The organism is Bacillus sp. OK048 (assembly GCF_900103525.1).
Classification (GTDB): domain Bacteria; phylum Bacillota; class Bacilli; order Bacillales; family Cytobacillaceae; genus Neobacillus.
The window spans coordinates 18,429-45,293 of record NZ_FNHN01000003.1 but is presented as its reverse complement, the minus strand read 5'-3'; the positions used below and the strand labels follow the sequence as shown (position 1 = coordinate 45,293).

The window sequence follows — 26,865 nt, the reverse complement described above, 5'->3', positions numbered from 1 at the left end:
AAATCTAGAGGAGAAAAAGAGGTCAATTAAATATGAACGAAATAGAAGTAATCGCCCGTAGAATACTAGGATGGAAATTAAATCGTTGGGATAGATGGTTTGATCCTGAGAAAAGTATTTTCATATATGATTTCCAGCCAGAGAAAAATATCCAACATGCGCTTTTAATCGTAGATAGGCTAAAAGAGTTCGGCTATACCTATACAACAAACGGAGATAAAGAGGTTTGTTTTAATGATGTTTGCGCAACTAGTGATACATTAGCACAAGCGATCACGAATGCAGCATTCTCACTAGCCGATAATAGTTCAATAGCAGAGGAATGGCTGTAGAAACTTGGGAATTTATTAAACTTATTGAAAGACAACTGTATAAAAATAAAGAACACCTCTCAAATAGCTGGAGGTGTTCTTTGCATATATATTACCTGCTTATATTCATCAATGGGTGATGGTGTGATTAAATTAACAGGTATGCACGTATAATGAAAAATTTTAGAGAAAAAAGGCTGTCGGAAAATAGTAAAAAGAGCTATCCTAGCTTAATAGACTACTTGTAAAATAAAATCAACGTATATCATTTAGGAGTGCATAGATTAATGAACCAAGAATTTCTTTATATCATCTTCATCGTTACCCTTGGGTATCTATTAAAAAGGTTTAAGATTTTACAAGAAAAAGATGGAGAAGTCATTGCAAAAATTATTTTTAAAATTACCCTACCTGCATTAGTCCTGGTTACATTCGATAAGGTGAAAATAGAAACTTCATTAATGCTGTTACCAATTATCGTCATCCTTTATGGAATCATTACAACATTTTTCGGTTTGCTATTTTTTAAAAATGAGGAAAGAGAACGGAAAGGTTCCTTTCTCATGCTATCTTCCGGATTTAATGTTGGATTATTTGCCTTTCCGCTCGTTTTTGCAATTTGGGGAATGAATGGATTAACATATTTTAGTATGTTTGATGTTGGAGCTTCCTTTATCGTCTTTGGAATCGCCTATATTTTGGGTAGTTATTTTTCGGAAGAAGGGTTAAACCTTAATCTAGTTGAAATTATTAAAAAACTTGGCAAGTCTATCCCATTAATGACCTATTTAATTGCGAGTATTTTAAATTTAAGCCAAATCCATTTACCAGAGATCTTGATTAATGTTGCCAATACACTATCAGGAGCCAATATGCCGTTATCGTTATTATTATTGGGCATTTACTTAAATTTTAATTTGGAAAAACAAAAGATTAAACCTGTATTAAAATATTTAACGTTCAGATATAGCTGTGGCTTGCTTTTTGGAATCGCCCTATTCTATTTTCTCCCCTACGATCAAATGTTTCGTTATACGGTGTTGATTGGACTATTACTACCTGCAGCAGCATCGGCAATCACCTTCGCAGTAGAATTTAAATATAGTACCGAATCTATTCGTTTAATCGCCACGATCTCAAATATCACAATCGTAATAAGTATCGTAATATTGTATATTTTTGCTAACATAATTTAATAAAATTAGTTTATTAAAAAGATGGCTTAGAGATAAATAAACTCTAAGCCATTATAAATTCAGGCTATAATCCCCAGTCTGATTTTAGTATTTCTTTCATGAATGTTACTTGTTTTTCCCCAATCTTTTCGGCGATTTTTTTTTCAATGGTTGCTTTTAGTGCCTCGTTTTTTTCAAAAAATTGCTCACCTAATAACGTTAACTGAATCCCTTTTTCTTTATTGTTATTCTTTACACTCATAATCTCAATTAATCCTTTTGACTCAAGACTTTTAATGAATTTATGAACGGCTTGCCGTGATATGTCTACATGCTTTGTTACATAGGAAATCGTTGTTTGCTTTTTATATATACGAGCCATGATAAACCATTCAGAATTTGCAATTTGAATATTACTGTTATCGTTCCACAATTCCTCAGATAATCTCCTAAGAAGAAGATGCCTCTCACTTAATAAATCAATTAAATCTAAGTTTTGTAATCCAGGATTCAAAGCTTTCACCCCAATAATCGTAATCGACTTAAATATACAAAATAGACAAAGGATTGTCAACTTAGTTGACGTAAAGATAGAGTTGTAGTAAAATTATCATAGTCAACCAAGTTGACAATTAGTAGAATGGGAGACACGATCATGTTTAATGTTGGCGACCTGATAATCTATTCATCACTTGGTATATGTCGAGTAGTTAATATATGTGAAAGAACATATAACGGAAACACTAGGAACTACTATGAAATTCAGCCGGTTGAAGATCACAATCTAACGATTCACAATCCAGTTGATAATGATAAAGTGGTCATGCTTGGCATTATTAATCGAAGCGAGGCAGAAGAAATTCTAGAATCCTTTAAACAACCTGGTATTCATTGGATAGTAAAGGGACACGACCGGACAAGAGAATATACTGAAATAGTAAAATTGGGTAACCGAAAAGAGATTTCAAAAATCGTTAACACATTAATGCGTAAGAAATATGAAGCTGATCGGAATGGGAAGAAATTTGGTGATCCGGACCGAAGACTTTTATTATCTGTTCAAAATATATTATTCAAAGAATTAGCCATCTCTTTGGATACTACGTTTGAGGAAATATTTGAAAAAACAATTAGATATATATCTGTTAAACATTGAAAAAGAAGGTAGCTGCTACTATCGCAGCTACCTTCCTTTTTTATGGTATTTTAGTAGAAAGCAGTAACTCTAGTTCCTCAATAAATAAGGCTAAAGATGGATTCTTATTAATTTTCTTCCAAGAGGCAAGAATATCCACTTTATGATCATCCCCTTCGATGTTGATAAAACGAAGAGTAGGAGATGCGGATGACTGAAAATATTTCGGAAGAATGGTTATGCCTATTCCAGCATCGACCATCATTAACACCGCTTCAATATGTGAAGCCGTATTTACTAAGTTTGGAGAAAAACCATGATTGTTACAGGCAGCCAGTAATAGGTCAAAACCTGGAGGTGATACTTCTCTTTCCAGCATGACAAAAGAATCCTTTGCCAATTCTGCGATATTGATACTCTTTCTATTAGCAAATGGGTGGTCTTGATGCATGATGATACAATGGGGCTGTGTCCATAACGTTTTATATTCCAGTCCACCAATACTTTGCAGTCCAAGTGAAAGGGTAAAAGCGATATCTAGTTGGTCGTCTTTTAATTTTTCAATGATTTTTCCAACATGATAATAGTTCAACCTAATCGTCACCTTTGGATATTTGCGTCTGAATTTTCGAATCAAAAGAGGTAAAAAATCCCTCACAGGTACGCTCAATAAGCCAATATTAATCGTACCAATTAACCCTTCCTCAGCATGATGGGCATTTTCAATAGACTCATCAAGCTTCCTTAAGACTTCCTTAGCATCCTTCAAAAAAACAGTACCAGCTTCTGTCAATTGCACGGAATGTTTCGTTCGATTGAATAGTTTTACACCTATTTTTTTTTCTAAATAGGCAATCTGTTGACTCACAGCAGGTTGTGCTACATAAAGCTGCCTCGAAGCTTCAGTGAAATTTAAATGTTCAGCAACTACAATGAAGTACCGTAATGGACGAAGGTCCATGAACATTCCCACCAATCCTATAAAAAGTTATGAATCTATTATAAAAGGAAACTCTAAAATGAACAAACGTTATAAGAAAAACCTTATTACGGAGACGGTTTTCTGATATTTCCAAAAATTTAGACGTTTTTATATGATAGTACTAACGGATGATCATATCGGAAGCGTCCAATTAACTAAACAAGGAGGTATTTATTTGAACCAAATATTGCAACAAATAACTCATGAAGAAGCTGTCGAACGTGCTCAAAAAATAGCAAACCAGATTAAACTACGGTTTAAATTAACAGAGGAAAATTGTTGTCAGCCACAAGAAACGATTTCCGACTATATCGGTGCTGGACTCATCCGTGCAATGATTCCGAAACGTTGGGGCGGACATGAGTTGGGATTTGATACATTATTTAGAACGGGAATAGAAATAGCGAAAGCCGATCCATCGGCGGGATGGTGCTACACGTTACTGGTCGTCCATTCATGGATGCTTGCCTACTTTCCGGAGGAGGCACAGCGAGAGGTTTGGGAGAAAAATCTAGATGCGACGATTGCTACTTCTTTTGCTTCGTTTCCCAAGAACGAAATTCTTTCCGTAGCAGATGGATATCAAATTAACGGTACATGGGGTTTTTCATCTGGGATTGATCATAGTGATTTTGTGATGATTCAAGGAAATATTGATGTTAATCAAGAAACCGGGTTAGCCAGAGAAGTTCTGTTGATGCTGGTATCAAAAGAAGATTTTGAAATTCAACATACATGGAAAACGATTGCTCAAAGGGGAACCGGCAGCAATAATATTTTACTTAAAAATGTATACGTTCCCAAACATCGAACCATTGATTTGGCTGCTTGGTGCCAAAGAGGGGAAGGCCCAGGAAGAGTGGAAAATACAAGTCTTCTATATAGCCACCCATTATATGCAGCGATGCCAGTCTGTTTAACATCTGCATTGCTAGGTGCTAGTATCGGTGCTTACGAACTTTGGAGAGATGGCTTGAAAAATAAAGTTAGTGCCAGAAATACAAAGGTGGCCGATTTTACCCATCAACAAATTCGGTTAACAGAAGTTTCTGGTTTATTAGCAGCTGCTGAAGCACTGTTAGAAAAAACGGTATCAAGACTTAGTACGGGGGAATCAATTGATAATTATGAAAAATTGCGTATTCGTAGAAATTACGGCTATGTGGCAAAAATGTGCAACCAAGCAGTCAAAACGATTGTAGATCATAGCGGTGCTGGCATTGTCTATGAAGGGAACCCAGTCAATCGTTATTGGAGAGATGTACAGGCATCATCTATGCATATTACTTTTAACATGGATTGGCTAGGCGAGATGTTTGGGAAGGTGGAGTTAGGCTTGCCACTTAGTCCAAAAGATTCATTAATATCATAATAATTAACAGTAAGGGGGTATTTATTTGAACCAAGTCACTGAGCAATTATCGAATGAAGAGGCAATCGAACAGGCTAGAAATTTGGCAAGTAAGATTAAACCGCGCTTTAAATTGACGGAGGAACTTTCTCGGCAGCCCGAAGAAACGATTCAGGACTTTATCGAATCCGGGTTAGTCCGTGTCATGACACCAAAACAGTGGGGTGGACATGAACTAGGTTTTCATACCCTGTCTAAAACGACCATGGAAATAGCGAAAGCCGATCCTTCGGCGGGCTGGTGTTACACGTTGCTGCTCATCCATTCATGGATGCTTGGCTACTTTCTGGAGGAGGTGCAGCGTGAGGTTTGGGAGAAAAATCCCGATGCGAGTATTGCTTCTTCTTTTAATCCCTTCCCAATGAACAAAGTGATTTCCGTAGAAGGTGGATATCAGTTGAACGGTGAATGGGGTTATTCATCCGGTATCGATCACGGGGAATGGGTCATGGTAATGGGATTTGTTGATGTAGATCCAGCTGATGGAATACCCAATGAGATATTGATGTTGATGGTACCCAAAGAAGATTTTGAAATTCAAAAAACATGGAAAACTGTTGCAACAAGGGGTACTGGCAGCAATAATATTACACTAAAAAATGTATACGTTCCCAAACATCGCGTTCTTGATATGATCGCCTGGTGTCAAAAGGGTGAGGGTCCTGGAAGAAAAACAAATAAAAGTCTACTATATAGTCACCCTTTATTTGCAGCGATGCCAGTCAGCTTATCATCGGCATTGCTAGGCGCGAGCCAGGGTGCTTATGAGCTATGGCGAGATACAATGAAAAATAAAGTAAGCGCAAAAAATGCTAAAGTAGCCGATTATACCCATCAACAAATTCGCGTGGCAGAAGTTTCTGCTATGTTAGCTGCTGCTGAAGCATTGTTAGAAAAGACGATAACAAGGCTTGGTACGGGGGAACCAATTGATACCCATGAAAAATTACGCCTTCGTCGAAATTACGGATTTATTGCAAAAATGTGCAACCAGGCAGTCAAACTGATGGTTGATTATAGTGGTGCAGGCATTATCTATGAAGCAAACCCTTTACAGCGTTATTGGCGGGATGTTCAAGGCTCCTCGATGCATTACGCATTTAACATGGATATGTTGGGAGAAATGTTTGGGAAAATGGAGTTAGGAATTACGCTTGATCCAAAAAGTATATTAATTTTATAAAATTAATCTGGAGGTTTTACTATGCGTTTAGCAACAGTAAGTGTGGAAGGTGAACAAAGGATTGCTACAGTGGTTAACGATAGCTATATCGATTTAAATAAGGCGTGCGAACTCTTATTTGAAAATAAGGGTCAAGCCCGGGCAAAGCAAATTGCAGAAGCTTACATTCCGCCTAATATGATTGGTTTTTTACAAGGCGGAGAGGATAGCCAGAATCTTGCAAAGGAAAGTATCAAATTCGTTCAAAACAATGAATTTTCCGATGAAGTAAATAGAAAGCTGTACTACAAAGGACGCCAAGTAAAGTTGGAGTCACCGATTCAAAAGCCTGAAAAAATCATTTGTGTGGGACTTAACTATCGGGAACATATTGAGGAAATGGGAAGAGAAATTCCAACCATTCCAGTTGTATTCGCAAAATATAATAATACGATTATTGCTAATGGAGATCCAATTTTAAAACCGAAAGTCTCTGACGATCTTGATCATGAGGCAGAATTGGTTGTGGTAATCGGGAAGAAAGGTAAATACATTCCTGAAGAGAACGCCATGGATTTCGTCGCAGGTTATACAATTGGCAATGAAGCTACTATTCGTGATTTCCAGAAGCGTACGAAAGAGTGGTTGCAAGGAAAAACGTTTGATACTACTCTACCATTGGGACCTCACCTTGTAACAAAAGAAAGCTTACCAAATCCACACAACTGTGATTTAGTGCTTACACTTAATGGAGAAGAACGTCAACGTTCAAATACTAAAAACCTAGTATTCAATATTCCATATCTAGTAAATTTCTTATCTAATATTATGACGCTAGAGGTGGGAGATATTATTTGTACGGGTACGCCTGGTGGAGTAGGACAGGCTAGAAAACCTGTTTCATGGATGAAGCATGGAGATATTGTACGCGTAGAAATCGAAGGTCTTGGCGTATTAGAAAATCCGATTGTTAACGAATAAATGAAAAGGGTGATGAGAAATGGCAGGTCCAGTTAAAGTTACTCCTGAAATGGATGCGTTTCATCAAGAAGTATCAAAAGATGCATTTGAACCATTATGGATGGCAGCACCTGAAGTAATGCACAGACAGCCTAAGTCGAAACCTATCCCATATATTTGGAAAAGAGAAGTAATTGAGCGCCATATGAATAAGGCGGCAGAAATAATTAATTTTAACAATGGCGGCGACCGCAGGGTATTGATGTTAATTAATCCAGGAATGAGAGATTTAGAGCCGTACGGCTGGGGAGCAACAACGCAAACATTGTCGGTATGCGTTCAGATCCTGCTGCCAGGTGAGGAAGCACCTCCTCACCGCCATACACAGACGGCACTTCGCTATATTGTAAAAGGTGAGGGTGCATACAGTGCAGTTGAAGGGGAAAAAGTGTACATGTCCGAGGGTGATTATGTTATTACACCAAAGGGTTTATGGCATGAGCACGAGCACGAAGGAACGGAACCGATGATGTGGATGGATTGTCTAGATACGCCACTAATATTCTATTTGCACGGTACGTTTTTTGAGCCACATGCACTAAAAAAGCAGCCAATAACAAGAAAACCAAGCATTAATAAATACCAGGGAGGTATGGTTAGACCACTAGCTGATCATTCACCAAGCCAGGCTCCACTGCCAGCATACAAATACAATACGACACTAGCCGCGCTCAAAGGTTTAAGCGATCATTACGATCCAGATTCCGTCGAAGGGTATGTAGTCGAATACATTAATCCATCTAATGGACAATCAGCGAATGAAAACATTGGAGCATGGCTGCAAAAGCTGCCAGTAGGCTTCCATGGGAAAGCACACCGCCATGTCAACAGCGTGGTGTACCATATTAAAGAAGGAAAAGGGTATTCGTTGATTGATGGAATACGATTTGATTGGGAAAAAGGGGACTACCTAGTCATTCCGACATGGGCTTTACATGAGCACGTAAATACATCTGATACTGAAGAGGCTATTCTGTTTTCTACAAATGATATTCCTATATTTGAAAGAATGGAACTGCAAAGAGTCGAGGAATATACAGAAAACGAAGGGTTTCAAGTGGAAGTTGGGCAATTTAGTCCTGTCCAAGTTAATGTATGAATGAAGAAATGAGGCATTCCATGAAACTTGGATATCGAATAAATCGTTCAGAACGTTATGTAAGTCCAGAAATCGTAAACGCATATGCGCAAATTCCCACCTCCATTATCAGTGATGGGATGGAAAGAATGTTTGCGATGGACAGCAGGATAAGACCTTTTCATGCTAAGCCAAGCATGGCAGGGCATGCACTAACCATACACTGTCCCCCTGGAGATAACTTGGTGCTTCAAAAAGCCATTGAAATGGCGGAGCCGGGAGACGTTTTAGTTTTGAATATGGGGGGAAATACCACACAAGCGCCTGTAGGTGAAATTGTGGTAAGCAATTGTATCAGGAGAGGTGCAGTCGGACTTGTAATCGATGGTGCAATCCGTGATAGCGATATTTTGCCAACACTCGAGATTCCCGTTTTTGCGAAAGGTGTTACCCATCGTGGCTGTTATAAAAACGGACCAGGAGAAATTAATGTACTTATCGCTTGTGGGGGTGTCGTCGTCCGACCTGGCGATATAGTGGTTGGAGATAACGATGGTGTAGTTATTGTTCCCTATGAAGAGGCAGAAGGGCTATTACCAAAATTGAGTAATTTGGTTGAAAAAGAAGTTCAAGTGCTCGAGCAAATTAAAAACAGGACTATCGATAGATCCTGGGTAGATAAAGAGCTGAAAAATAAAGGATTTACGATTTAGATGCAGAATTATTACAAGAGCTCAGGAAACTCTCCTGGGCTGTTTGTAAATATGGCGCTGTTGGAGTAGGTGATGACGATATTTGAAGTGGATCTTTACGTCCTGCTATTCATCTTGCTAGCTGGATTACTATCAGGTTTTGGAAAAACAACGGGGCTATCTGTACTAGGAATATTTACCGTTACGATGTTGAGTTTGATTTTTCCAGCGAAGGAAGCAGTGGGAATCTTGCTGCCGATTCTATTAATGGGTGACCTCATTGCTGTGACGTATTATCGAAGAACAGTAGTCTGGAAGCATTTGTTTTCCCTAGTGCCATGGATATTGGTTGGAATCGTAATCGGATATTTTGTATTGTTGAATATCGAAAATGAACAACTCAAAATCTTACTTGGATTTTTGATCATAGGTCTTAACCTATTTCAAATCATTCGAGATTTGTTTAGTTCTAGAATGGATCAGTCTTTACCAAATTCCATTTGGTTTATTGGAATGATTGGGATTCTAGCAGGCTTCGCTACCATGATTGGAAATGTTGCGGGAGCAGTGATGGCTGTTTATTTGTTATCGCGCCGGTTACCAAAGAATGAATTTGTCGGAACGGGTGCTTGGTTTTTCCTATTTGTAAACATAATTAAGATACCTTTTTATATTCAATTGGGGATGATTACTTCGGGTTCAATCTTAATCAATCTCATGGTGATTCCCGCCGTTTTAATCGGAACCTTTGTCGGTATTAAGGTGTTACCACTCATACCACAACAAATGTTCAAATCAATCATTCTCGCTCTAGGTACAATTGGAGCTATCAAATTAATTGTTCAAGATACATTTTATTTTATCTTGCTTGCAAGTGGAGTATGTCTGCTAGCAGGATTGCTTGTCATGCTTCTAAGGAACAGAAATGCGAATGTCCAGAAAAATAATCAACAAAATATTGAAGGCTAAATAAAAAGAAGAATAAATCATTAATTGGAGGAATTTTAGTATGGATGATCGTCAATTTAGAAACGCAATGGGTAAATTTGCAACTGGTGTAACTGTAATCGCAACTGAAGTGGCAGGCGAAGAGGTTCATGGTATGACTGCAAATGGGTTTATGTCCGTGTCACTGACTCCAAAGCTTGTTGTGATATCAATTGGGGATAAAGCGAAGATTCTACCGAAAATTAAAGAAAGCAACATCTTTACAGTGAATATTTTGGCAGCTAATCAACAAGAGCTTTCGATGATTTTTGCCGGACAATTAAAGGAACATAAGGAAGTAATCTTTGACCGTCTTGATGGCAAACCAGTCATTCCAGGTGCAATTGCACAGATTGCTTGTGAGGTTTCAGCTGAGCATGTTGAAGGTGATCATACACTATTTATTGGAAAAGTAACTGATATTCATCTTGAAGATGCAGAACCACTTGTTTTTTACAGCGGCCGCTACCGTTCATTAAAAGAAGACCTGCCTGTTACAGTGTAGGTGGCTGAAAGGGGTAATCGAATGCAAGTAGCTGAAGGAATAGGGATTATTGAATTACGTTCGGTCGTAAACAATCATGAAATGATTTTTCGTCCTACGGTGATTTGGGATGTTACGGATGTCATTCTAATTGATACGGGTTATCCTGGGCGGTTGAAAGCAATCAGCGACAACGTGGCAAAGCTGTCTAAGGGTAGATTAACCAAGATAATTATTACTCACCAAGATTATGATCATCTTGGCAGTTTATTTGAGATCATTAACGGTTCTAATCATAAAATTGAAGTATTTGCCCATGAGCATACCAAGCCATATATTCAAGGTGAAATAAAATTAATCAAAACGGGTGTTACTGTGCCAGGAATTCAGGTAGATCATACCCTTACAGACGGTCAGATATTGCCGTTTTGCGGTGGAATATCTGTCATTTTCACACCGGGACATACGCCAGACCATATCAGCTTGTATCATCATGCTACGAAAACCTTGATTACAGGAGATGCCCTCACTGCTGATCAAGGTCAATTACACGATCCTAATCCAATTTACACTCTAGATATGGAACAAGCCAAACAATCGATTAGTAGGTTCTTAGATTATGACATTGATAAGGTCATTTGTTTTCATGGTGGAATTTGTAAAGATCATGTTAAGGAAACTATCTCAGCGTTAGTTGAAGGGAAATAGGCACTTTAGAAATGAGGAATATGGGATGATGATTCAGGCGGTTCTCACTACACTCTACCAGGTTTTTATACCGTTATCCATCCCAGTTATTGCTGGCTGGTTACTCCAAAAATATCAAAAACTGGATACCAAACCATTTATATCACTAGCCTTATATATTTTAAGTCCTGCTCTTATTTTTGATGTCTTAACGAAATCACACGTTGCAACCGACGATACGGTGCTGACATTGGCTTTTTGTATCATTAATCTTTTGTTTCTATGGATGGCAGCCAATGTCTGGGGCCGTCTGTTAAAAATGTCATCCGCTGATTTAGCTGGACTTACATTAATTTCCTCCTTTACCAATAGTGTCAACTATGGTTTCCCGCTAGTGCTGTTAGCCTTGGGACAGTCTGGGATGGACTACGCTTCAGTTTATGTAATTATTCAAATGATCATTGTGAATATAATGGGTGTTTATTTTGCTGCACGGTCTCACTTCTCGATTAAACAAGCCATCAAGTCCGTATTTAGGCTCCCAGCGATTTATGCAGCAATTGCAGCCTTTTTGGTGCAAATGTTTGATTTTCAGGTTCCGACGGGAATAGATAAGGGGATATCACTACTGTCAGGAGCATATTCCCCTTTAGTGCTTTGTATCTTGGGCGCTCAAATGGCAAGTGTGCAGAAAGTAGGGTTGGCTCGAAATCAATTAAAAGCTTTTTGGAGCGGATTAAGCATGCGGCTGTTGATTGCGCCGCTGATAGCGTACTTTATTTTAGGTTTTTTAGACATCAAGGGAACGCAATTTTTGGTTCTTTTCATTTTGGCTTCGATGCCAGTTGCGGTTAATGCTGTTGTACTGGCAGAAAAATTCGATGCATCACCTAAAATTGTTTCTAAATGTATACTTTGGACGACATTGGCTTCCTTTATTGTTTTGCCAATCTTAATTACGATTTCAGGAAGAGGATGATGAAAGATGACAAAAGCCAGTTTCCATGTGGGAAATTGGCTTTTGTCATCGATACGGATAAGTTCTACTTTAACTTATTTTTTATTTCTTGTAGAAATTCTCTCGTTACTTTAGGCAAGTGGTTGGTTTTTGGCAGTACGCTAATTAAATAGGATTTACTATACTCTTTGTCATGATCAACATATGGAATCGTGACAATGTCTCCGTTTAACACTAATGGGTCATTCCTAATCCAAAATTCAGAATAGATACCCGTCGCAATGTTATTCGCGATTAGATTTTTAATGACGTCATGATTATTCGAATAAAAAACCACGTTTCCTTCTCCGTAATCTAAAAATAACTTATTCCAAAAACGATCGGCAAATTTTTCATTTCGTCTTACTAACGGTTGACGTATTAGTTCCTCAGGACCTACTGACGTGTTGTAAGCAAGAGGAGAATATTTACTAACGCAAACCACTAAACTAGACTGCAAAAGTACTTCATACGTTATTCTCGGATCTTCCATCTTCAATGTTTCGTCAGTCCCTAATACAAGTCCAATATCAAATAGATTACTCTTTACAGTTTCAATAATATTATGGGTATCATTTTCATGCATTTCAATTTGTACATAAGGAAAATTCTTTCTAAATGAATAAAGAAGTTCAGGAAGAAAGGTTGAAAAGTAAATGGCCGAGGCTGCAATTTTGAGATCGCCTTTTAGAAGTGTTGCTTCTTGTCCAATGGTCTTCATTTCCGCCAATTTATTCATAATCTCAAGGGATAATTTAATCACGGCTTTTCCTTCCATCGTACATTGGCTTCCAGCTCGCGAACGATTAAAGATCTTAGCACCCAGTTCAGATTCCATGTTGCCAATGGCTTGACTAATAGCAGAATGAGATACATGTAGGTTTTCCGCTGCCTTTGCAATCGTTCCCTGTTCAGATACTTCAATTATATATCGCAGATGTTCTGTATTCATTTATCAAACAACTCATTTCATTATTCTAGTAGATATTCTATTTTTATTGTAAGTTTTTCTTACGCAATTGTAAATATTCTGAACTTTATGTTTACTAAATAGTATCACATAATGTATATAAGTAGTTTAGGAAAGAAGATTACTAGAGGGGAGGGCAATCACGAATGATTACAAAAAACATTCGCATTCAATTTGTAGATACAGATCTGTCACAGCGTATCCATTACAGTTCAATATTTCGTTATTTTGAAATCATGGATCATGATTTTTTTAGACGGATTGGATACTCATATAAAAAGATTTTTCAACTAGGTTTGGATATGCCGCGTGTCCATGTGGAATGTAGTTATCTAGGAAATATAGAATACGATGACGAGTTGGAAGTGCAAGCATCGATTTCTAAAATTGGTAAGTCGTCCTACACGTTTTCATTTAGCTTTTACAAAGAAAATATTCTCGTGGCTAAGGGTGGCATTACCAACGTATTCATTGACCGTTCCACAGGAAAATCTGTCCCTATACCGGATTTTATAAGATCGGAATTACTTAAACATCATGACCCGGTTTCAGTTTAGATGGTTTTAATACTTACAATTCTATATACAGGAGGAATTCATTATGGCTAAAAGGAAAATAATTGTAACCGTTGCACCAACTAGTAACTTTCATGGGAAGGAAGCCAACCCTGCGCTTCCAGAGCAGCCAAAGGAAATTGCGGAGGATGTTTACCGCTGTTTAAATGCTGGAGCAGCGATTGCCCATATCCATGCCCGGGATATAAATGGGAGACCAACCAATGATGTGAATGTTTTTAAAGAAATTAAGGCTGAAGTCACGGCTAAAAGTAATATTATTACACAGTTTAGTACAGCACCAGCAATGGTTCCAGAAAGCCATATTGATGATGGATTACAGGTATTAGATGCCTATCCGGAAATGGCTTCACTTGATTGTGGATTGATGCAGGCATACACGGGGAAATTTATAAAACCTACTTTGTGGGATCGTGATTGGTTGATAAATGCGGCAAAAATCATGAAGGAACGCAATATTAAACCGGAATTAGAAATCTTTAACCATGCACAGCTTGAGGATGTGGTAAACATCTTTATGCCGATGGGAATCATCGATGGTCCGGCTTCTTTTAACTTTGTTTTTGGAATGCAGAAAATAAATCAGGGTTCCATTCAATTTAGTATGGAAAACTTAACCCACATGGTTCGGAAATTACCTTCTGGTGTGTTCTTTGGAGCAATGGGCATTGCAGCACAGCAGCATCAAGCGACCATTGCATCTCTACTGCTTGGCGGGAATGTCCGTGTTGGATTTGAAGATAACATTAATTTTAGAAAAGGTGAGCTAGCGACAAGCAATGCCCAGCTTGTTGAGAGAATCGTTGGCATCGCAACGGATTTAGGCTACGAGATTGCGTCTCCTGATGAAGCAAGGGAAATGTTAGGAATTAAGAAGGTTGAAGCTTCAAAAAGTATTTAAGAAGTTTACAAGAATCTTATAAATGGCAAATCGAAAGGAGGGAATTTTAAATGAAGTTATACGATTTGAGCGTTTATTGGGAAAGTAATTCTTTCGCCGAACCATGGCCACCTAAGGTTGAGTTTTCAAATAGTGCTGAAGAGGCAGTGAAGCTGGCTGACAAGCTTGATATACATCCTAGTGATTTTCAAGACGGTCTGGCGCTTGCAGTTGAGAATGTCAGCGCTCAAGTTTTTACCCATATTGGTACACACTGTGACGCTCCGATTCACTTTGGCCCGGTTACGGAGGGAAAACCCTCTCGTACGATTGATGAACTCCCCCTTGAGGAATTCTATGGCAATGGGGTGATTTTGGATATGCGCCATAAAGAACCCCGAAGCGGTATCACTGTGGAAGATGTTCAGAAAGCACTGGCAGATATGGATTATATCATTAAGCCGAGGGACATTGTATTGATTATGACCGGATTCGATAAGCACATCTATACGGAAAGTTACCTTAGGGATCAGCCAGGTATGACTGGTGAAGCTACGGAATGGCTGATTGATCAGGGGGTTAAGCTCATGGGTATTGACACGTATACCTTTGATCGACCTTTTGGTGCGATGGTGGCAGACGTAAAGGCTGGAAATAAGAGTGCTTTGTTTCCTGCTCATTTTATCGGACGTAAAAAAGAGTACTATCACATTGAGAAACTAGCAAACCTTGATAAGGTACCGGTAAAACATGGCTTTATATTTAGTGCATTTCCGATAAAAGTCAAAGGCGGTACAGCTGGTTCCGTTCGAGCAGTAGCAATTGTTGAATAAAGGTTTTGAGGAATTAATATAACTGGGAATTTTCATAAATAATATGCTAGTAAACTGTTATTTTACGAGGAGGATTTTATGGAAATTCGTCAATTACGTTATTTCATTGCTGTTGCGGAACATTTAAATTTCACAGAAGCAGCCAAAAAGCTGTTTGTAGCGCAGCCAGCGGTAAGCCAGCAAATTGCTAGTTTAGAAAAAGAAATCGGTTTTAAACTGTTTATTCGGGATAAACATTCGGTCCAATTGACCCACGCAGGCAGAGTTTTTTTAAACGATGCTTTGGAAATGTTAAATAAATCAGAAGCAGCGATTAAAAAAGCAAGAAAGGCTGCTATTGGTGAAGTTGGGCAAATAAGCATTGGTTTTTTAAATGCTCCGGTAAAAAAATTCCTTCCTGATTTAGTTAAGGAGTTTAGACGGAAGTACCCTGAGATTCAAATAAATCTTAATCATTATCAAACGGGACAAATTGTTGAAAGATTAAGAAACGCCGAAGACGATATTGCCTTTACGATGTCTTTCATTCCACAGGATAATACCGAATGGGAATTCAAAACATTATTTTCGCAGCCTTATGTTGTGTTTATGTATCAGGAACATCCTCTTGCCAGCAAAGATCGTATTTCTATCTTTGATCTTGTGGATGAACCATTTGTTATGCTTGAGAGAAAAGAAACTCCTCAAGGATATGACCATTTATTTAGGCTCTTTGCAAATCACGGATTTTTACCGAATATAGCGATCGAAAACACACGAATTGAAACCGTATTAATGATCGTTGAGGCAGGATTAGGCATAGCAGTTTTACCAAAGCACCTGGAAGTATACGCAAACCCTTCTCTTAAATATATGGAGATTGAAGAATGGAATCACACTGTGGATATTGTGGTTGCTTGGAAAAAAACAAATCTTAATCCATCTATTCCATTGTTTTTGAAAGAACTGGAATTGATGGATTGTCGGCAATAAGTGTAGCTTATAACGGAAATAAATTATTGATATTTCAAAATATTGTAAATGTAGAGTACTATATACCTAGTAAAGATGGTTTATTTTTAAAAATAATTAACAGAAAATTCTTGAAAAGTAGTGTATATTTGATAGAGTTAAACAGACTGGTTGGTATAAGAGAAGCGCTAGACAGTAATCTAAGTTCAAAAACAAATACTTATCTTTTTTAAAAAAGGGTGTGCTAAAGGACCCGTTGGAAGCGTTTCCTTTAGCGATGACCTTTCATAAGGGGACTGAAGATGAATGGGATGGTTAGAGGGGAAAGTTGCATTAATCACTGGCGGAGGCTCTGGGATCGGTCGAGCACTGATTGAGAGGTTTATTGAAGAGGGTGCCCGTATCGGTGTATTAGAACGTTCGCATGAAAAAGTAAAAGATTTGCAAGAACAGTTTGGGGATCATGTAGTGGTGGTACAAGGGGATGTAACACGAATAGAAGATAATGAAAGAGCAGTAGCAGAAACGGTCCGAGTGTTTGGTAAGATTGATACATTTATCGGCAACGCAGGCATCTTTGATTACTTTGTGACATTACTAGATTTGCCTAAGGAAAAGCTTGATAAATCATTTGATGAGCTTTTTGGCGTTAATGTAAAAGGCCCTCTTTACGGTGCGAAAGCCGTACTTCCTGAATTACTTAAAACACAAGGAAATATCATTTTTACTGTATCGAATGCAGGATTTTATCCTGCAGGCGGTGGCCCGCTTTACACGGCATCCAAACATGCTGTAGTAGGGCTGATCCGAGAATTAGCATATGAACTATCACCAAAAATTCGTGTTAATGGGGTTGCTCCTGGCGGTACGCTTACGGATTTAAGAGGGCCGGCTGCATTAGGTCAAGAAAGCCAAACGCAATCAAAAGTAGATAATATCGAGGATCTAATGAAGACAACGAATCCATTACATGTCGTACCTTCACCTAAACAACATACAAGTGCATATGTCTTGCTGGCATCTAACAAGGATTCAATGGCGATGACAGGTGTTATCATCAACAGCGATGGCGGGTTAGGCGTTCGGGGATTACACTCTGCTGCCGGGGGAGAGCATCTTTAAAAAAATGAAAGCGATTTCGAGCAAGGTTCTTCATAATTTTGGATTCAAATCTTTTCATAAAAAATTTAAAAAGGAGTTGTTTTTAGTGATCAATAAGGCTCTCAAAGAAACACAGCTCAGTGACGGCACAAAAATTAGTGATTTAGTGGATGCTGAAAAAGGTATAATCTCACCAAGAATCTTTTCAGACCAAGAAATTTATGATCTTGAACAGGAAAAAATATTTTCGAAGGTCTGGAATTTTGTCGCCCATGAAACGGAAATCCCGAACGTAGGTGACTATGTTACACGATTTGTTGCCAATGATCCAGTCATTGTGGTTCGTGAAGATGAGAATAAAATCAATGTACTATTAAATGTTTGTATGCATAAAGGGATGCACCTTTGCCGAACGGATAGTGGGAATACAAAGTCGTTCCGTTGCATCTACCATGGCTGGACCTACAAGGCTGATGGGGCCGTAATGGGAGCGCCTGCAGCAAAGGAAGCGTATAAAGGCGCTTTTGACAGAAATCAATTTAAATTGGTTAACGCCCGCGTAGAAAGATACGCAGGCCTGATTTTCGCCACTTTTAACCAAGATGCTCCATCATTAGATGAATATCTCGGCGATATGAAATGGTATATTGATTTGTATTTTAATCGTACACCACTAGGGATGGAAGTCATTGGAGAACCGGCACGCTGGATCATTAAAGCAAACTGGAAATCTGCTGCTGACAATTTTGCTTCAGATTCCTATCACACTGTCATGACACATTACTCTGGAGTGGAGTTAGGTCAGTTGCCACCGAATCCTATGTTTGCGAGTTTTGGTGTGCAGGTTGCAATGGAAAATGGTCATGGAATTGGGGTTATTGGTTCTCCTCCTAATTTTACATTACCTGAGTATTTAGCTTTACCACAGGAAATTGTCGAAGCAGCACACGCCAAGCTGACAGAACCACAATTGGAGGCATTAAGAAGATCGAATTTTGTTCCGGGAAATGTATTCCCCAATTTTTCTTTGCTAAATGTTATGCAGCTTCCTGGCTTGGAAGAAAACGAATACCCGATTCCATTTATGTCCATGCGGGTATGGCAGCCAAAAGGACCAAATGAAATTGAACTTCTCAGCTGGTTCCTTGTTGAAAAAGAAGCTCCTCAAGAGTTTAAAGATGCTAGCAGAGACAATTATATTCGTAATTTTGGTGCGAGTGGAATGTTTGAAGCGGATGATGCGGAAGTATGGAGTGGTATTGCCAGGGTTACAAAAGGGGTAACCGCGAAAAAAGAGTTAAAACTCCATTATATTATGGGATTGGATGCAGAACATGAACCAGGGAATTGGCCAGGACCAGGGAAAAAAATTGCTCAAACCACCTATACGGAGCAAAATTCACGCAATTTCTTCGGCTACTGGGCGCAATTGATGTCAAAGGAATCTTAAAATACCGATTTGCAGGAGGAGGGGTATAAATGAGCGGTCAAGTAAAAGCGAGCAGTATGTTTATTAATTTTAATGATCCTATCTATTTAGAAATCTACGGTTTTTTATTAACAGAGGCAGCTTTGTTAGATGGCAATCAATTTAGGGAATGGACAACACTGTTAAGTGAAGATTTACATTATACCATGCCAGTTCGGTCAACTCGTGAGAACTTTATTAAAACGCATTTTTCAAAAGAGATGTTTCATTTTAATGAAAACTATAAATCAATGATCCTACGTGTTAGACGTATGGAAACAGACTATGCATGGGCAGAAGACCCAGCCTCAAGAGCACGCCGATTCATTACAAATGTTCGTGTTTCAAGATTGGATGATAACCGCTTTGATGTAAAGAGTTATATCCTGATGACGCGGAACCGACTTGAAGCTGTAGAATATCAGCTCCTTTCAGCTGAACGGTGCGATATTATCGAAAAAACAGAAGATGGGCTGAAATTGGTGAAGCGGGAAATATTAGCAGATTCAACGATCATTGGAATGAAAAATCTGCAGCTTTTCCTATAAATTTTAGAATCTATGAATATAAGGCTGTTAGGTAATCGCTGTATTGATAGGGAGTGTTTTTAATGAGTCAACAACCTTTAGTAAGAAAAACTTTAGTAGGAACAAATGAGATCAATCAAATTTGCTTTGTTGTCAAGGATATTGAAGCATCTTCTAAATCATGGGCAAAGTTACTAGGTACTGTGGTTCCACAACCGTTTGTAACTGGCCCACAGGAATTTTCACAGGTTAAATATTATGGGGAGCCTTCCCCGGCAAGAAACAAATTGGTATTTTTTGAAACACCAGGTGTCCAAATTGAGCTTGTTGAGCCTGATTCCGTCCCAAATCTAATGCACGAGTGTCTAGAAAAGGATGGGCAAGGCTATAATCATTTTGCCTTTGATGTTGATAAAATCTCAGAAACATTAGAAACAATGGAGGAAAAGTATATCGTCGCTCAATCAGGTGAGTTTTATCCTGATAAAGGGCGATATGCCTTCCTAGAAACACGCGAGAAGTACAAAACGTTAATTGAACTGTTAGAGCATGAAGGACCAAAGCCAGATGGATCACTGTCACCACTAACAGGTGACAGACAATTTGAAGGAAAACCGTTACTTGGAACAAGCAAAATTGTTCAAATGGCATTTGTTGTGAAAGATGTGAAAGAGGCACAAAAGGCTTGGTGTAATATGCTTGGCGTCGAGCCATCGACCATTTTTCATTCAGGCTTTGAGGCTGTTAACAAAGTGGCGACCTACAAAGGAAAGCCTACTGCAGGTAGAAGCCACTTTACTTTTATCCAAACGCCGCTTATTCAAGTTGAATTAGTTCAACCAGATCAAGATTCCCCAAGTACATGGCTTGAACACTTGGAAAGGCATGGAGAAGGGCTGCACCATATTGCCTTCTTTGTTGAAAGTCTCGATGAGAAACGAGATTTGTTGAATAAGCTTGGTTTTCCCACTATTCAAGAAGGACTTTTCTATGATGGTTCAGGCAAATATGCCTATATGGATACAACCTCTGAATATTCAGTAGTCATCGAACTATTGGAAATGTTCAAATCGTAAAGGAGAAATAAAAATGGCAATCGAAAAATTAGCTCACGCTGAGCTCAGGGTACCCGATATTGAAAAGGCAATTGATTATAATGTCAATGTGTTTGGTCTAAAAGAAATGGGCAGAATTGGCGAAACATTCTATCTTGGTTGCGGGTTTGATAATAACTACGATTTAGCATTAACACCAGGTGGAGCGGGAATTGCTCATTTTGCATTTCAAGTAAAAAATGATGATGATTTAAAATTTTATAAAAAACGGGTTGAAGACTATGGAATTAAAGTAGAAGAGCGTACCGATGCGGAGCCAAGTGAAAAAAAATGCATCGCTTTTGATTTGCCTGCTACGAATATTCCGATTCGCATGGAATTGATAACGGTAGAGGATCGTCCGGCCTATTTCAATCCAGCCTTTAGTCCAAATAGAACTTTAAAAGGAGCAGGTCCTCATGACCTCGATCATTTAGGTCTAAAGGTAGCCAATCCAAAAATATTGGCGCAGTTTTTAGAAAGCGCTTTGGATTTTAAAATGTCTGATATCTTCATGCCAGCTCCGGGCGTTTATGGCGCTGTTTGGTCTCGGGTACAGGAATACCACCACGAATTAGCTTTCATGGGTGGGGTAGGTGGTCCGACAGAATCGTTAGATCATATTGCCTTCCTTTTTGAAAATATCGACCATATGAAAAGAGCATTGGATATGCTTGCACTGCATGATTTAAAACTAGAATTTGGAGTGGGAAGGCATGCACTCGGAGCAAATCTATACGCATATTATTGGGCGTGTGGAAATCGTTATGAATTGAGTGCCGAAATGCCACGCGTTGTCGATGATCAAGCAGAAACCTTGATTTGGAATGATATCACCAAATCAATGAGTTCATGGGGTGTACAGATGCCAGCTTCTTTTAAAAATGGATCGTGATAAGGAAGGGTGATTAGTAGATGGAAAAACGTGGGTTTTGGAATTATGAGAATAAATTAGTAACAATCTTTTTCTTTTCAATTGGGTTTGTATTCTTTGATCGATTAGCACTTAATTATCTTGTTCCATTTATACAGAAGGATTTTGCGCTTACTAATACCCAAATCGGGTTACTTGGCTCGGCGCTAGCGATCACGTGGGCAATCTCCGGGCCATTGGGAGGATATCTGTCAGACAGGGTTAAAAACCAAAAATTAGTCTTGGCTTTTTTCATCTTTGCCTTTTCTTTAGTGTCTCTATTGCAAGGATTAGCTGGTTCTTTCGCCATGCTGTTTATTTTGCGCTTGATTATGGGGGTACTTGAGGGCCCTGTTACACCGATTACTCAAGGAATGTTGGCAGTGGAATCTTCAGAGAAGCGTCGCGGCTTCAACGTGGGATTCACAATGAATACAGGGAACGCGATTTTCGGAAGTTTTCTGGCGCCACTAATCCTTGTCGGCATAGCCAATGCATTTGATTGGCGGACATCTTTTTATTTGACAATCATCCCAGGCCTTATTTTAACATTTTTCATCATGAAGACCCTAAGAAATCCGCAAAAAGAAGCTGTTTCTGCCAAATCATCTACTGCTTCAAGTGAAAAAGTAAGCTTTAGAGAAGTAATGAAACACCGGAATATCTGGCTATCCATCGTAACGTTTAGTTTTTTTATGATTTATGTAATGGCTTTCCAAATATTTGGTCCAGTCTATCTTGTTAATTCTAAACAATTTACAACAGGCACAATGAGTATCGTAATGGCAGCGTTTGGAGCAGGATTCGCTATCTTTGGAGTGTTAGTTCCAGCCATTTCCGATCGTATTGGCCGAAAGCCAACATCACTTATATTCGGCATTCTTTCCATCTTTACTCCGCTTGCTGTCGTGTACTTAGATTCCGTGGGGTTAATCGTTGCCTTGGTTTTCCTGTTCTCATCTGGTATGGGTGTAGGAGCATTATTGATGTCTGTCATACCAACAGAATCGGTCCCATTAAAGTATGCTGGAGTAACAGTAGGATTGACAATTGGTATCGGTGAGCTCTTTGGAGGCGTACTAAACCCAATCCTTAGCGGCATTGCAGCTGATGCTTTTGGTCTTTCAGCTCCACTATTGATTAGCTCTGCAGCAGCGTTATTTTGTTTTATATTCTCGCTATTTTTCCAAGAAACAGCCCCAGTTAAGGTTAGGGTGAACAAAGAAATCGACATTGTTGTATAAGTCATTTTCGTTTGAAGTTTTTCTAAATAAGGTTGCCTCTTTAATGTAAAGTCTCTCGTCAGGGAGGCTTTTATATTGGTAATAAGAAATTCTTATTACCAATATAATTTTTAGATATTTCAAATTATTATCGTAATCTAGTAACCTACAGTTATTAAAGCGTTTCTACAACTTTTTGAAGGAGAGAAAAATAAAATGGCAATGTATTCAAGACAAGAATCTAGAAAATGGGCGAAAGAAAATTTACATGGACTTGCCAACGTTGTGATCCCATCATTTACACAAGATTTGAAAGGATTAAACGAAACCGGCATCAGGCATGATGTAAAAAGATCAATTGAGTTGGGGTTTACTGGTACATTACTAGTAGCAGAAACGGCTACTACCCTAGATGAGTATATCCAATTTACAAAAATCGCTGTAGATGAGGCACAAGGGAAACTGACCATCATTCATCATGCAAGTTTTCATACTTTAGAAGAGAATATTGTAGCTGTTCAAGCGGCTGAAAAAGCTGGAGCCCAGCTAGTTCTGCTATCATACCCAGCGAATTTTTATCCGAAAGATAGTCAAGAAATCTATGAATATACGAAAGTATTCTGTGAGGCGACAAACTTGGGTGTAATTCTTTTCCCTGTTCCGCTCTGGAACTTTGAACGTCTTCATCCGGCAGCTATTGATCCGAAAATTATTAGACAACTCCTTGATGACGTTCCAAACATCGTGGCGATTAAAGCAGAGGGAGGAATGCCATTAATTGCCGGCTTCACTCAATGTTATCAACTTTTTAATGATGATGTAATTGTGACAACTCCATTAGAAAAAGATGCATTTGCACTTGGTAACTTAGTTCCTATTCAATGGATGGGTACGAGTAACTATGAAATGTACGGAGATGTTTTACCAAAATTATTTAATTTAATGAAAGAAGGAAGATTTGAAGAAGTATATGAACAATATTGGAAATTAACCCCTGCTAGATCGACGATCGGAAGATTTATGGCATCAACGGATGGCGCAGGTTTAGTGAACCGGATGCTATGGAAATATGCATCTTGGCTTACAGGCTTTAATGGCGGACCATTACGTCAACCAACTATGAAAATAAACCAGACTCAGATGAGTGCTATCCGTCAAGCTCTCATAAAATCGGGAATTGATGTTACGAACGATGATGATAGTCAATTCTTCATCGGTCGAAATCCAGAAGTAAACGTGAAAAGTGAAAGCGATTTGCTGAAGCAAAGTTAATATGCGGCTTCTACTAATCGATCAAATTATCAAGTAAGGGTGATAACGATGACATTAATTTTAAATTTAAAAGATGTTGAGCAGGCCATTAACATGCGTACAATTATTGAGCAAATTGAAAAGGGACTTGTAGAGGAATATAACGGTGGCGTGATCATGCCACCACGAATGAATATGTCCACGAATAACCAAGGTTTTTTTCGATTAATGCCTGCAGTTATGAATGATAGTGGTTATATGGGATTTAAAGCTTTTTTTAAGAGTAAAGATCAGGTTCGATATTTAATCGGAATCATTGATCAAAATGATAACAATTTGGAAGCCATGATGGATTCCTCCTATTTAACAGCAGTTCGAACAGGTGCAACGACCGGATTAGCAACCAAATATTTGGCTAGAGAAAATGCCAGGACTGTTGGCGTGATTGGTTCAGGGCTAGAAGCTCGTACGAATCTAGAGGCAGTCTGTGCGGTAAGAGAGATTGAATACGTAAGAGTATTTAGTCCGAATCCTCAACGCAGGGAACTTTTTGCAGCGGAAATGAGCGCAAAGCTGGGAATACAAGTAGAAGCCGTTGCTTCACCGTTAATGGCAGTAGAAGGTGCAGACATTGTGAATGTATGTACCAATACGTCCACAAAAGGAAACGGTGTTGCTTTTGAAGGTAAATGGATGAGTAACAGCATGCATGTGAACTCGATTGGCTCAACCATGCCTATTATGAGAGAAATTGATACAGACACATTTGAGAAGGCAGATGGCATTGTCATTGATACGGTCCATCTTGAAAATGAATCTGGTGATGTGTTACAGGCGATTAAAAGTGGACAATATGATCGTTCTAAAGTAGTCGAACTGAAAGAATTGGTAGCAGGCCGTCAAGTTCGAACCAATGACGAACAAATAACTCTTTTCAAATCGGTTGGAACGGCAGTTCAGGATATTATGGCAGCACGGGCTGTTTATGAAGAAGCCAAAAAGCTAAAGGTAGGAACAGATGTCGGTGAGTTTTTGGAAGCAAAACTGTTTAATTAGGAGGGTGAGGAAAAATGAGTGATGTGTTTTCGGTAACTCAACATGGTACTGGACTTTATATTAACGGGGAATGGCTGGAGTCCAATGAAACGATGAAGGTATACGACAAGTTTTCCGACGAGGTAATCGGTGAAGTTGCTGTTGCCGGGGAACAAGATATAGATGCAGCCATTCAAGCTGCCAATGATGCAATGAATAATCGTCCTTTAGCTGCCCATGAAAGATTTGAAATCCTGAGACGAACTGCGGAACTCGTTAAGATAAATGCGGATGAGATTGCTAAATTAATCGCAAGGGAAGGCGGAAAGCCTTTAAAGGATGCGCTAGCTGAAGTAAATCGTGGTGTTGCTGTCATCACGACTGCTGCAGAAGAGGCAAAAAGAATTCACGGTGAAACGGTTCCTCTTGATGCTGTACCAGGTTCAGAAAATCGAATGGGCTTGTATATTCGCGTACCTGTTGGTGTCATTGCAGCCGTTACACCATTTAACTTCCCAATAAATCTAGTTGTTCATAAAGTAGCACCTGCCATAGCTGCAGGTTGTGCAGTCGTACTTAAACCTGCATCAATGACACCGCTGTCTGCCATTTACTTATGTAAATTGTTAGAAGAAGCAGGATTGCCTAAGGGGTATATAAATTTAGTTGTTGGTTCAGGCCGTACGGTAGGAGATTATTTAGTTGCACATCCTGGTAAAAAAATGGTTACTTTCACTGGAAGCCCATCTGTTGGCTTGCGAATTAAGAAAAATAGCGGGTTTAACCGAGTGACATTAGAACTTGGAAATAATTCAGGAAATATTGTTCATGACGATGCTGACATTGATTTAGCTGCGGATTTATTGGCTAAAAGAGCTTTTGGTTCTGCAGGTCAATTTTGTGTATCTGTTCAACGTATTTACGTTCAGGAAAATATCTTAGAATATTTCACCCAAAAAATGATCGAAGCCACAAATCTTCTCGTAGTGGGAAACCCATTAGAGGAAGCTACGGATGTAGGGCCGATGATTAGCTTGAAAGAGGCTGAAAGGGTTGAAGAGTGGGTACGGGAAGCAGTTCAAGAGGGTGCAGAGGTCGTAGTCGGTGGAAATCGAGAGGGAGCTATGATGTACCCAACGATCCTTAAAAATGTAAACTCTAAAATGAAGGTTGTATGTGAGGAAGTATTTGGTCCACTTGCATCGATTATTCCTTATAAAACGTTTGATGAAGCCATTGAATACGTAAACGACTCTGAATACGGTTTACAAGCGGGTGTATTCACAAACAATATCGAATTAGCATGGAAAGCAGCAAAAACGATTAGAACAGGGGGAGTAATCATTAATGATACCTCTGCATACCGCGCAGACATAATGCCATACGGTGGAATCGATAAAAGTGGTACCGGCAGAGAAGGCCCAAAGTTTGCGGTAGAAGAAATGACAGAAGTTAGAATGGTTGTTTTCAATCTTCAAAAATAGCACAACTTGATAGATTTATGAATGGTAGTTGGATCCCTGAAAATAACAGGGACCAACTTTTTTTGTTGGTTGTAAAACGATTAAATTATTCAAGAAATAGTAATAATTTACTGGTTTCATACGGTGATGCTGAAAATTTCATAGGTTATGGAAATGTAAATAGTATATTAGTAATATAATATTCAATTAATTTTGAAAAATAGAAAAAATGTTTTGACTTTGGTATAACAATATTATAATATCTTGCTAAGGGATAAGCGTTTACATCATTGATTTATTAATGAAGGAAGCGATTACAATTAGGAAAGTTTTAAAAGTTTGTTCGTGCTAAACCAACCGGTCTGTTTGAAGGAAATGCGGAATTAACGAACTGACTGGTCTGTTTAAACCATTATATTTTACCTTCATCTTTGCCTTTAACAACTTAAAGGTAAGGATA

28 protein-coding genes are annotated in these 26,865 nt (G+C 38.7%); 25 read left to right on the top strand and 3 right to left on the bottom strand.

Annotated elements, in window-relative coordinates:
- Positions 1 to 32: 32 nt before the first annotated feature.
- Together BLR86_RS06540 and BLR86_RS06535 are read left to right on the top strand one after the other, a co-directional pair.
- Complete coding sequence (locus tag BLR86_RS06540) at positions 33 to 332, top strand: BC1872 family protein (protein ID WP_090759551.1); 300 nt, start codon at positions 33 to 35, stop codon at positions 330 to 332.
- Between the two features lie 266 nt (positions 333 to 598).
- Positions 599 to 1,507: an AEC family transporter gene (locus BLR86_RS06535; RefSeq protein ID WP_090759549.1), complete on the top strand. Its 909-nt coding sequence runs from the start codon at positions 599 to 601 to the stop codon at positions 1,505 to 1,507.
- A 64-nt stretch (positions 1,508 to 1,571) separates the two neighbouring features.
- On the opposite strand, the gene BLR86_RS06530 is transcribed toward BLR86_RS06535, so the two are convergent.
- Positions 1,572 to 2,000, bottom strand: a complete 429-nt coding sequence (locus BLR86_RS06530) for a helix-turn-helix domain-containing protein (protein ID WP_090759547.1) — start codon at positions 1,998 to 2,000, stop codon at positions 1,572 to 1,574.
- 141 nt (positions 2,001 to 2,141) lie between these two features.
- Here BLR86_RS06530 and BLR86_RS06525 point away from each other — a divergent pair, with 141 nt between their 5' ends.
- Positions 2,142 to 2,642 carry a CarD family transcriptional regulator gene (locus tag BLR86_RS06525; RefSeq protein WP_090759545.1) on the top strand — a complete coding sequence of 167 codons (501 nt, stop codon included), beginning with the start codon at positions 2,142 to 2,144 and terminating at the stop codon, positions 2,640 to 2,642.
- Positions 2,643 to 2,682: 40 nt separating this feature from the next.
- Here BLR86_RS06525 and BLR86_RS06520 read toward each other — a convergent pair whose 3' ends face one another.
- On the bottom strand, positions 2,683 to 3,582 hold the full coding sequence (locus BLR86_RS06520; RefSeq protein ID WP_175492807.1) for a LysR family transcriptional regulator: 900 nt from the start codon (positions 3,580 to 3,582) through the stop codon (positions 2,683 to 2,685).
- 196 nt (positions 3,583 to 3,778) lie between these two features.
- On the opposite strand from BLR86_RS06520, the gene BLR86_RS06515 reads away from it, so the two are divergent.
- The 9 genes from BLR86_RS06515 (at position 3,779) to BLR86_RS06475 (ending at position 12,103) form a co-directional block, all read left to right on the top strand.
- A complete protein-coding gene (locus tag BLR86_RS06515) occupies positions 3,779 to 4,975 on the top strand; it encodes an acyl-CoA dehydrogenase family protein (protein ID WP_175492806.1) in 1,197 nt (398 codons plus the stop codon).
- A gap of 25 nt (positions 4,976 to 5,000) precedes the next feature.
- Positions 5,001 to 6,197 (top strand): acyl-CoA dehydrogenase family protein, encoded by a 1,197-nt coding sequence (locus BLR86_RS06510; RefSeq protein ID WP_090759539.1) that lies wholly within the window; start codon positions 5,001 to 5,003, stop codon positions 6,195 to 6,197.
- A gap of 21 nt (positions 6,198 to 6,218) precedes the next feature.
- Positions 6,219 to 7,157 carry a fumarylacetoacetate hydrolase family protein gene (locus tag BLR86_RS06505; RefSeq protein WP_090759537.1) on the top strand — a complete coding sequence of 313 codons (939 nt, stop codon included), beginning with the start codon at positions 6,219 to 6,221 and terminating at the stop codon, positions 7,155 to 7,157.
- A 19-nt stretch (positions 7,158 to 7,176) separates the two neighbouring features.
- Positions 7,177 to 8,295: a cupin domain-containing protein gene (locus BLR86_RS06500; protein WP_090759535.1), complete on the top strand. Its 1,119-nt coding sequence runs from the start codon at positions 7,177 to 7,179 to the stop codon at positions 8,293 to 8,295.
- Between the two features lie 20 nt (positions 8,296 to 8,315).
- Positions 8,316 to 8,987 carry an RraA family protein gene (locus BLR86_RS06495; protein WP_090759533.1) on the top strand — a complete coding sequence of 224 codons (672 nt, stop codon included), beginning with the start codon at positions 8,316 to 8,318 and terminating at the stop codon, positions 8,985 to 8,987.
- 72 nt (positions 8,988 to 9,059) lie between these two features.
- On the top strand, positions 9,060 to 9,935 hold the full coding sequence (locus BLR86_RS06490; RefSeq protein WP_090759531.1) for a sulfite exporter TauE/SafE family protein: 876 nt from the start codon (positions 9,060 to 9,062) through the stop codon (positions 9,933 to 9,935).
- Between the two features lie 40 nt (positions 9,936 to 9,975).
- Complete coding sequence (locus BLR86_RS06485) at positions 9,976 to 10,458, top strand: flavin reductase family protein (protein WP_090759529.1); 483 nt, start codon at positions 9,976 to 9,978, stop codon at positions 10,456 to 10,458.
- Between the two features lie 21 nt (positions 10,459 to 10,479).
- Positions 10,480 to 11,145 carry an MBL fold metallo-hydrolase gene (locus BLR86_RS06480; protein ID WP_090759526.1) on the top strand — a complete coding sequence of 222 codons (666 nt, stop codon included), beginning with the start codon at positions 10,480 to 10,482 and terminating at the stop codon, positions 11,143 to 11,145.
- 28 nt (positions 11,146 to 11,173) lie between these two features.
- Positions 11,174 to 12,103 (top strand): AEC family transporter, encoded by a 930-nt coding sequence (locus BLR86_RS06475; protein WP_090760332.1) that lies wholly within the window; start codon positions 11,174 to 11,176, stop codon positions 12,101 to 12,103.
- Between the two features lie 64 nt (positions 12,104 to 12,167).
- Here the strand turns inward: BLR86_RS06475 and BLR86_RS06470 are convergent, their stop codons facing one another.
- Positions 12,168 to 13,073 (bottom strand): LysR family transcriptional regulator, encoded by a 906-nt coding sequence (locus BLR86_RS06470; RefSeq protein WP_090759524.1) that lies wholly within the window; start codon positions 13,071 to 13,073, stop codon positions 12,168 to 12,170.
- A gap of 164 nt (positions 13,074 to 13,237) precedes the next feature.
- On the opposite strand from BLR86_RS06470, the gene BLR86_RS06465 reads away from it, so the two are divergent.
- The 13 genes from BLR86_RS06465 to BLR86_RS06405 all read left to right on the top strand — a co-directional run bounded on the left by BLR86_RS06465 (position 13,238) and on the right by BLR86_RS06405 (position 26,426).
- Positions 13,238 to 13,648, top strand: a complete 411-nt coding sequence (locus BLR86_RS06465) for an acyl-CoA thioesterase (protein WP_090759522.1) — start codon at positions 13,238 to 13,240, stop codon at positions 13,646 to 13,648.
- 43 nt (positions 13,649 to 13,691) lie between these two features.
- On the top strand, positions 13,692 to 14,567 hold the full coding sequence (locus BLR86_RS06460; protein ID WP_090759520.1) for a beta-keto acid cleavage family enzyme: 876 nt from the start codon (positions 13,692 to 13,694) through the stop codon (positions 14,565 to 14,567).
- Between the two features lie 50 nt (positions 14,568 to 14,617).
- The gene (locus tag BLR86_RS06455) at positions 14,618 to 15,379 is read left to right on the top strand and encodes a cyclase family protein (protein WP_090759518.1); all 762 of its coding nucleotides are present in this window, start codon (positions 14,618 to 14,620) and stop codon (positions 15,377 to 15,379) included.
- Positions 15,380 to 15,457: 78 nt separating this feature from the next.
- On the top strand, positions 15,458 to 16,351 hold the full coding sequence (locus BLR86_RS06450; protein ID WP_090759517.1) for a LysR family transcriptional regulator: 894 nt from the start codon (positions 15,458 to 15,460) through the stop codon (positions 16,349 to 16,351).
- Positions 16,352 to 16,636: 285 nt separating this feature from the next.
- A complete protein-coding gene (hcaB, locus tag BLR86_RS06445; RefSeq protein WP_090759515.1) occupies positions 16,637 to 17,452 on the top strand; it encodes a 3-(cis-5,6-dihydroxycyclohexa-1,3-dien-1-yl)propanoate dehydrogenase in 816 nt (271 codons plus the stop codon).
- 85 nt (positions 17,453 to 17,537) lie between these two features.
- Positions 17,538 to 18,881, top strand: coding sequence for an aromatic ring-hydroxylating oxygenase subunit alpha (locus BLR86_RS06440; RefSeq protein ID WP_175492805.1), 1,344 nt, complete (start codon positions 17,538 to 17,540; stop codon positions 18,879 to 18,881).
- A gap of 29 nt (positions 18,882 to 18,910) precedes the next feature.
- Positions 18,911 to 19,447, top strand: coding sequence for an aromatic-ring-hydroxylating dioxygenase subunit beta (locus BLR86_RS06435; protein WP_090759510.1), 537 nt, complete (start codon positions 18,911 to 18,913; stop codon positions 19,445 to 19,447).
- Positions 19,448 to 19,509: 62 nt separating this feature from the next.
- On the top strand, positions 19,510 to 20,502 hold the full coding sequence (locus BLR86_RS06430; protein WP_090759508.1) for a VOC family protein: 993 nt from the start codon (positions 19,510 to 19,512) through the stop codon (positions 20,500 to 20,502).
- A 13-nt stretch (positions 20,503 to 20,515) separates the two neighbouring features.
- Positions 20,516 to 21,415, top strand: coding sequence for a VOC family protein (locus tag BLR86_RS06425; RefSeq protein ID WP_090759506.1), 900 nt, complete (start codon positions 20,516 to 20,518; stop codon positions 21,413 to 21,415).
- A gap of 20 nt (positions 21,416 to 21,435) precedes the next feature.
- Positions 21,436 to 22,677, top strand: coding sequence for an MFS transporter (locus BLR86_RS06420; protein WP_090759504.1), 1,242 nt, complete (start codon positions 21,436 to 21,438; stop codon positions 22,675 to 22,677).
- 195 nt (positions 22,678 to 22,872) lie between these two features.
- Positions 22,873 to 23,928: a dihydrodipicolinate synthase family protein gene (locus BLR86_RS06415; protein WP_090759502.1), complete on the top strand. Its 1,056-nt coding sequence runs from the start codon at positions 22,873 to 22,875 to the stop codon at positions 23,926 to 23,928.
- A gap of 48 nt (positions 23,929 to 23,976) precedes the next feature.
- The gene (locus BLR86_RS06410; protein WP_090759500.1) at positions 23,977 to 24,963 is read left to right on the top strand and encodes an ornithine cyclodeaminase family protein; all 987 of its coding nucleotides are present in this window, start codon (positions 23,977 to 23,979) and stop codon (positions 24,961 to 24,963) included.
- Between the two features lie 14 nt (positions 24,964 to 24,977).
- Positions 24,978 to 26,426 carry an aldehyde dehydrogenase family protein gene (locus tag BLR86_RS06405; protein ID WP_090759498.1) on the top strand — a complete coding sequence of 483 codons (1,449 nt, stop codon included), beginning with the start codon at positions 24,978 to 24,980 and terminating at the stop codon, positions 26,424 to 26,426.
- Positions 26,427 to 26,865 lie beyond the last annotated feature (439 nt).

What these genes read in the sequence shown, in the direction of transcription:
- BLR86_RS06540 (WP_090759551.1), top strand. Translation starts at nt 33, where the DNA reads ATGAACGAAATAGAAGTAATCGCCCGTAGAATACTAGGATGGAAATTA.
- BLR86_RS06535 (WP_090759549.1), top strand. Translation starts at nt 599, where the DNA reads ATGAACCAAGAATTTCTTTATATCATCTTCATCGTTACCCTTGGGTAT.
- BLR86_RS06525 (WP_090759545.1), top strand. Translation starts at nt 2,142, where the DNA reads ATGTTTAATGTTGGCGACCTGATAATCTATTCATCACTTGGTATATGT.
- BLR86_RS06520 (WP_175492807.1), bottom strand. Translation starts at nt 3,582, where the DNA reads ATGGACCTTCGTCCATTACGGTACTTCATTGTAGTTGCTGAACATTTA.
- BLR86_RS06505 (WP_090759537.1), top strand. Translation starts at nt 6,219, where the DNA reads ATGCGTTTAGCAACAGTAAGTGTGGAAGGTGAACAAAGGATTGCTACA.
- BLR86_RS06500 (WP_090759535.1), top strand. Translation starts at nt 7,177, where the DNA reads ATGGCAGGTCCAGTTAAAGTTACTCCTGAAATGGATGCGTTTCATCAA.
- BLR86_RS06495 (WP_090759533.1), top strand. Translation starts at nt 8,316, where the DNA reads ATGAAACTTGGATATCGAATAAATCGTTCAGAACGTTATGTAAGTCCA.
- BLR86_RS06490 (WP_090759531.1), top strand. Translation starts at nt 9,060, where the DNA reads ATGACGATATTTGAAGTGGATCTTTACGTCCTGCTATTCATCTTGCTA.
- BLR86_RS06485 (WP_090759529.1), top strand. Translation starts at nt 9,976, where the DNA reads ATGGATGATCGTCAATTTAGAAACGCAATGGGTAAATTTGCAACTGGT.
- BLR86_RS06480 (WP_090759526.1), top strand. Translation starts at nt 10,480, where the DNA reads ATGCAAGTAGCTGAAGGAATAGGGATTATTGAATTACGTTCGGTCGTA.
- BLR86_RS06475 (WP_090760332.1), top strand. Translation starts at nt 11,174, where the DNA reads ATGATTCAGGCGGTTCTCACTACACTCTACCAGGTTTTTATACCGTTA.
- BLR86_RS06470 (WP_090759524.1), bottom strand. Translation starts at nt 13,073, where the DNA reads ATGAATACAGAACATCTGCGATATATAATTGAAGTATCTGAACAGGGA.
- BLR86_RS06465 (WP_090759522.1), top strand. Translation starts at nt 13,238, where the DNA reads ATGATTACAAAAAACATTCGCATTCAATTTGTAGATACAGATCTGTCA.
- BLR86_RS06460 (WP_090759520.1), top strand. Translation starts at nt 13,692, where the DNA reads ATGGCTAAAAGGAAAATAATTGTAACCGTTGCACCAACTAGTAACTTT.
- BLR86_RS06455 (WP_090759518.1), top strand. Translation starts at nt 14,618, where the DNA reads ATGAAGTTATACGATTTGAGCGTTTATTGGGAAAGTAATTCTTTCGCC.
- BLR86_RS06450 (WP_090759517.1), top strand. Translation starts at nt 15,458, where the DNA reads ATGGAAATTCGTCAATTACGTTATTTCATTGCTGTTGCGGAACATTTA.
- hcaB (WP_090759515.1), top strand. Translation starts at nt 16,637, where the DNA reads ATGGGATGGTTAGAGGGGAAAGTTGCATTAATCACTGGCGGAGGCTCT.
- BLR86_RS06435 (WP_090759510.1), top strand. Translation starts at nt 18,911, where the DNA reads ATGAGCGGTCAAGTAAAAGCGAGCAGTATGTTTATTAATTTTAATGAT.
- BLR86_RS06430 (WP_090759508.1), top strand. Translation starts at nt 19,510, where the DNA reads ATGAGTCAACAACCTTTAGTAAGAAAAACTTTAGTAGGAACAAATGAG.
- BLR86_RS06425 (WP_090759506.1), top strand. Translation starts at nt 20,516, where the DNA reads ATGGCAATCGAAAAATTAGCTCACGCTGAGCTCAGGGTACCCGATATT.
- BLR86_RS06420 (WP_090759504.1), top strand. Translation starts at nt 21,436, where the DNA reads ATGGAAAAACGTGGGTTTTGGAATTATGAGAATAAATTAGTAACAATC.
- BLR86_RS06415 (WP_090759502.1), top strand. Translation starts at nt 22,873, where the DNA reads ATGGCAATGTATTCAAGACAAGAATCTAGAAAATGGGCGAAAGAAAAT.
- BLR86_RS06410 (WP_090759500.1), top strand. Translation starts at nt 23,977, where the DNA reads ATGACATTAATTTTAAATTTAAAAGATGTTGAGCAGGCCATTAACATG.
- BLR86_RS06405 (WP_090759498.1), top strand. Translation starts at nt 24,978, where the DNA reads ATGAGTGATGTGTTTTCGGTAACTCAACATGGTACTGGACTTTATATT.